Origin of the sequence: Micromonospora sp. D75 (assembly GCF_018070405.1) — a bacterium.
Taxonomy (GTDB): Bacteria; Actinomycetota; Actinomycetes; order Mycobacteriales; family Micromonosporaceae; genus Micromonospora; species Micromonospora chalcea.
In genome coordinates this window covers 1-2,881 of the sequence record NZ_JAGPXV010000701.1, presented here as the reverse complement: position 1 = coordinate 2,881, position 2,881 = coordinate 1, and the positions used below count along the sequence as shown (strand labels likewise).

Annotated in this window: 3 protein-coding genes; 1 reads left to right on the top strand and 2 read right to left on the bottom strand. The window is 73.8% G+C overall.

Annotated features, from left to right (window positions below):
* Positions 1–1,174, bottom strand: a 1,174-nt coding sequence (gene metG, locus KBX39_RS27855) for a methionine--tRNA ligase (protein WP_210873355.1), incomplete at its 3' end; no start/stop codon positions are given.
* A 127-nt stretch (positions 1,175–1,301) separates the two neighbouring features.
* Between metG and KBX39_RS27850 the strand changes: the two genes are divergently transcribed.
* Complete coding sequence (locus tag KBX39_RS27850; protein WP_205796080.1) at positions 1,302–2,129, top strand: hypothetical protein; 828 nt, start codon at positions 1,302–1,304, stop codon at positions 2,127–2,129.
* A 60-nt stretch (positions 2,130–2,189) separates the two neighbouring features.
* On the opposite strand, the gene KBX39_RS27845 is transcribed toward KBX39_RS27850, so the two are convergent.
* The coding region (locus tag KBX39_RS27845; protein WP_210873353.1) for a 16S rRNA (cytidine(1402)-2'-O)-methyltransferase at positions 2,190–2,881 on the bottom strand (692 nt) is incomplete at its 5' end.

Genomic DNA, 2,881 nt, shown 5'->3' with positions numbered 1-2,881 from the left:
AGGTGAAGTCGGTGTCGTTGCTCTCCGGGCCGGCCACCGCGATGAAGTAGCGCAGCGCGTCGGCGTCGTAGCGCTCCAGGAAGTCCCGGACGTAGATGACCACCTTGCGGGAGGAGGAGAACTTCCGCCCCTCCATGGTGAGGTATTCGCTGGAGACGACCTCGGTGGGCAGGTTGAGCCGGCCCAGCTCGCCCGGCTCGCCGTCGCGGGCCCCCTCACCGGAGTAGCCGCCGAGCAGCGCCGGCCAGATCACCGAGTGGAAGACGATGTTGTCCTTGCCCATGAAGTAGTAGGAGCGGGCGTCCTTCCCTTCCCCGTCCGCCGACCACCACTTGCGCCAGGCCTCCGGGTCGCCGGTGCGGCGGGCCCACTCGATGGACGCGGACAGGTAGCCGATGACCGCGTCGAACCAGACGTAGATCCGCTTGTCCGGCCGGTCCCGCCAGTCGTCCAGCGGGATCGGCACGCCCCACTCCAGGTCGCGGGTGATGGCCCGGGGCTGGAGGTCGTCGAGCAGGTTGCGGGAGAACCGCAGCACGTTCGGGCGCCAGCCCTCGCGGTTGTCCAGCCACTGCCGCAGCGCGTCGGCCAGGGCGGGCAGGTCGAGGAAGAAGTGCTCGGTCTCGACGAACTCCGGCGTCTCCCCGTTGATCTTCGACTTGGGGTCGATCAGGTCGATCGGGTCGAGCTGGTTGCCGCAGTTGTCGCACTGGTCGCCGCGCGCGCTGTCGTAGCCGCAGATCGGGCAGGTGCCCTCGATGTAGCGGTCGGGCAGCGTCCGGCCGGTGGACGGGGAGATCGCGCCGGTGGTGACCTTCGGGACGATGTAGCCGTTGCGGTACAGGCCGGTGAACAGCTCCTGCACCACCGCGTAGTGGTTGCGCGTGGTGGTGCGGGTGAACAGGTCGTACGACAGGCCCAGCGCCCGCAGGTCCTCGGCGATCACCCGGTTGTAGCGGTCGGCCAGTTCGCGCGGGGTGACTCCCTCGGCGTCGGCCTGCACCTGGATCGGGGTGCCGTGTTCGTCGGTGCCGGAGACCATGAGCACGTCGTGGCCGGCCATCCGCATGTACCGGGCGAAGACGTCGGAGGGAACGCCGAATCCGGATACGTGGCCGATGTGGCGCGGGCCGTTGGCGTAGGGCCAGGCGACCGCGGCGAGAACGTGACTCATGAGCAGCAAGCCTAGTGATTGCGGTGGGCGGGCCGCGAACCAATGGGCGGCAGGCGCCGGCCGTACGTCCGATTTGTCGCCGACACGCGGCGTGAGCTTCACCGCAAGCCGGGCGTACCGGTGTGAAATGAACATCGTGACCAACAGACCAGCGGCGCCGGAGCCGTCGGCGGCCACCACCCGGCGGGCGCGACCCGCCCCGGCGGGCGCGCCCGTCGCGCCGCAGCCCCGGCTCGACCCGGCGGACCCGCCGGTCGAGGTGGAGCCGACCACCGGCGCGCCGGTGGACGCGGTGCCGAGCCGGGTGCCGGTGCGGCAGCCCCGCTGGCAGCGCAGGGCCGCGCAGGCGGGCGGCTGGGCGCCGATCGAGGAGGTGCACTGGGACGGCACGCCGCTGCGCGACGAGCCGCACCCGCTCCCCGCCCGGCCACCGGGCCGGCGGGCGCCGGCCCGCCCGGTCCTCCCGCCGACCCCGCCCGTCGGCCTCGCCGTGCTGCTGGCGTTGAGCCTGCTCGCCGCGTTCTTCGCCTGGGTGAGCGCGGGGCCGTTCTGGCTGGCCGCGGGGCATTCGACAGGCGGCACCGTGATGATCACCGAGTGCGCGGGCGGCGGGCTCACCCAGCGTTGCCGGGGGATCTTCCTGGCCGACGGCGACCGGTTCCAGGCCCACGGTGTACGGGTCAGTGGCGTACCGGCCGGGCGGACCGCCACCGGCACCCTGCTGCCGGCCCGGATGACCGGGCCGGACGGATCGACCGCCTACGCGGACACCGGCCCCGGACAGCACCTGCGCTGGCTGCTCGGGCTGGCGCTGGTGGCCGGGTGCGCCGCCGGGATCGCCAGGTGGACCGGCGCGACCCGGCTCGCGGACGAGCGGCAGCGGCGCTGGGCGGTCGGCCTGGCGCTGGCCGGGCCGGCGCTGATCACCGTCGGGTTCCTGGCCGCCGCCTGGTGAGGTGAGGTGTTAAAAGGGGGCCCTTCCTCTACCGCAGGCGTTAAGAAGGGGCCCTTCCGTTCAGCTGTGCACCACCGCGTACACCTCGCGCCGTCGCAGCCCGTACGCGGTGGCGACCTCGGTGATCGCGTCGCGCCGGGACAGCCCGGCCGCCTCGCGCTCGGCCACCGCGGCGCGCAGCGTGTCGTCGTCGGGCCGGACCGCGGGCATGGCCGGCGCGCCCGCCACGACGAGCGTGATCTCACCCCGGGGATCGCCGTCGGCGGCCCACTCGGCCAGCTCGCCGAGCGGACGGCGGACCACCTCCTCGTACGTCTTGGTCAGCTCGCGGCAGAGCGCGGCGGGCCGGTCGGCGCCGAACGCCTCGGCCAGGTCGGCCAGCGCGCCGGCGATGCGGTGCGGCGCCTCGAAGAACACCAGCGTGCGGTCCTCGGCGGCGAGCGCCCGCAGGCGGGAGCGGCGGGCGCCGGGGGTACGGGGCAGGAAGCCCTCGAAGCAGAACCTGTCGCAGGGCAGCCCGGACAGCGCCAGCGCGGTGGTGACGGCGCTCGGTCCGGGCGCGGCGGTGACCGGCACGCCCGCGTCCAGGGCGGCCCGGACCAGCCGGTATCCGGGGTCGGAGACGCTCGGCATGCCTCCGTCGGTGACCAGCGCGACCGTGTAGCCGGCGACGAGCACCTCGGCCAGCTCCGGGGTGCGCCGCTCCTCGTTGCCCTCGAAGTAGGAGACGATCCGGCCGGGCACCGTCACGT